Source organism: Streptomyces solincola, assembly GCF_002982015.1.
Lineage (GTDB): Bacteria > Actinomycetota > Actinomycetes > Streptomycetales > Streptomycetaceae > Streptomyces > Streptomyces solincola.
Window position 1 is genome coordinate 1 of the sequence record NZ_PVLV01000716.1, and the last position, 2,026, is coordinate 2,026.

Genomic DNA, 2,026 nt, shown 5'->3' on the forward strand with positions numbered 1-2,026 from the left:
GCCCGGCTCACCCCGGTCGCCGGCGCCGCCGTCGTCAGCGGCGGCCCCGAGAGCCTGCTGCCGCTCTCCGCCGGTGACACCCTCACCGGCCGGCCCGCCGTCCTCGCCGGCGACGCCCACCCGGGCATCGGCACACCCCCGGTGTACGCGGCCGGCGACGGCATGCGGCGCGCCGACACCCGCTTCGGCCTGGTCAACTCGGGCACCTCGCACACCTACACCGCCGGCGAGCGCAACCCGGCCGCCGCCGTCCAGGACCCCGGAGCCGTACCCCGGCAGATCCTCCCCGTCCGCGGCGCCTCCCACCAGACCACCGCCGTCCTGCGCGGAGCCGCCGACGTCTCCGCCTCCTCCGTCGGCAACTGGCTGTTCCACCTGCCCCAGTACGACCCGGTCGGCGCCTTCGACGGCAACCCGGACACCGGCTGGGCCGAAGGATCGCCCGCCGATCCCGAAGGCGAATGGGTGCGCGTCGACTTCACCGCCCGCACCACCATCCCCGCCTCCCTCAAGCTCACCCCGCTGCCCAGCGGCAGCGTCCGCGCCGCGCCCACCGCCGTCCGCGTCGAGACCGACCTCGGCCGGAGAGACAGTCCCCTGCGCCCCGACGGCACCGCCCAGGACGTCGCCGCCCCGCCGGGCGCCGCCGCCTGGCTGAAGGTCACCATCCTCGGCTCCCAGCAGGGCCGGCCGGGCCTCACCGGCGCCGGCTTCAGCGAGATCGCCGTCCCCGGCGTCCAGGTCAGCCGCGCCCTCGCGCTGCCCGCCGACGCGCCCCGCACCTCCGGCCCGTCCGCCGTCTACACCCTCAACCGGGGCTCCGACCCCGGCGGCCTGTCCGCCGTCCCTGCCGAGACCGGACTGCACCGCCAGTTCGCACCCGTCCGCGCCGGCGACTACACCGTCCGCGCCACCGCCCTGCCGGTCCCCGGCGACGCCCTGGACGGACTGCTCTACCGGCTCACCGGACGGCAGCGCCAGATCACCGTCACCGCCGACTCCACCGCCCGCCTCGGCACCGGCCTCAGCCCGCGCAACCTCACCGACGGCGATCTCACCACCGCCTGGATCGCCGGCGAACGGTCCGTGCTGCGAATGCGCTGGCCCGAGAAGACCTCCGTCGGCGAGATCGTGTTCGCCGCCGCCGGCGGCCTGTCCACCCGCCCCACCCAGGTCCAGATCAGCTCCCCGGACGGCACCGCCATCGCCGCCGTCGACGACAACGGCATGGCCCGCTTCGCCCCCATCAGCACCGACCGGATGGACATCACCATCTCCCGCCAGGCCCCGCTCACCCTGCACAACCCGGTCGCCGACGACCGGCTGCAACTGCCCGTCGGACTCAGCGAGATCCACATCCCCGCACTGGAGAGGTTCCGCTCCCCGCAGCCCGACCCCGGTACCCGCTTCGACCTGCCCTGCGGCCAGGGCCCGGTCCTCTCCGTGGACGGGCGGTTCCTCGCCACCCGCGCCACCGGCCTGGTCCGCGACCTCACCGAACGCCGCCCCGTCCAGGTCACCCCCTGCACCGCAGGCGGCACCGTCCCGCTGGACCGGCGCACCCACACCGTGCAGGCAGGCGACACCGGCCCGCTCGCCGTCACCTCCGTCACCCTCGCCACCGGCGACCCGGGCCCCGCACCCGCCGCCCGCCCCATGGACGCCATGAGGGGTGACGGCGACCGCCGCACCGTCCGCGTCGGCGCGGGCCCCGCTTCCTACCTCCAGCTCCACGAGAACGCCAACCGCGGCTGGCAGGCCACCCTCGACGGCCGGGAACTCACCCCCGTACGCCTCGACGGCTGGCAGCAGGGCTGGCTGGTGCCCGAAGGCGCCGGCGGCACCGTCACCCTGGAGTACACCCCCGCCACCCTCTACCGCGCCGGCCTGGTCGCCGCCGCCGTCCTCCTGCTGGCCGTCGCCGCCCTCGCCGTCGGCCGCCGCCGCCCGGCCGCCCCGGGACCGGACGCGCCCGCCCCCGGCTCTTATACACATCTCCGAGCCCACGAGACGGAGTGGAATCTCG

1 protein-coding gene is annotated in these 2,026 nt (G+C 76.3%); it reads left to right on the forward strand.

What is annotated here, in order from left to right; genetic code table 11:
- Positions 1–2,026: discoidin domain-containing protein (locus tag C6N75_RS29625; RefSeq protein ID WP_146132720.1), on the forward strand; the 2,026-nt coding region annotated here is incomplete at both ends.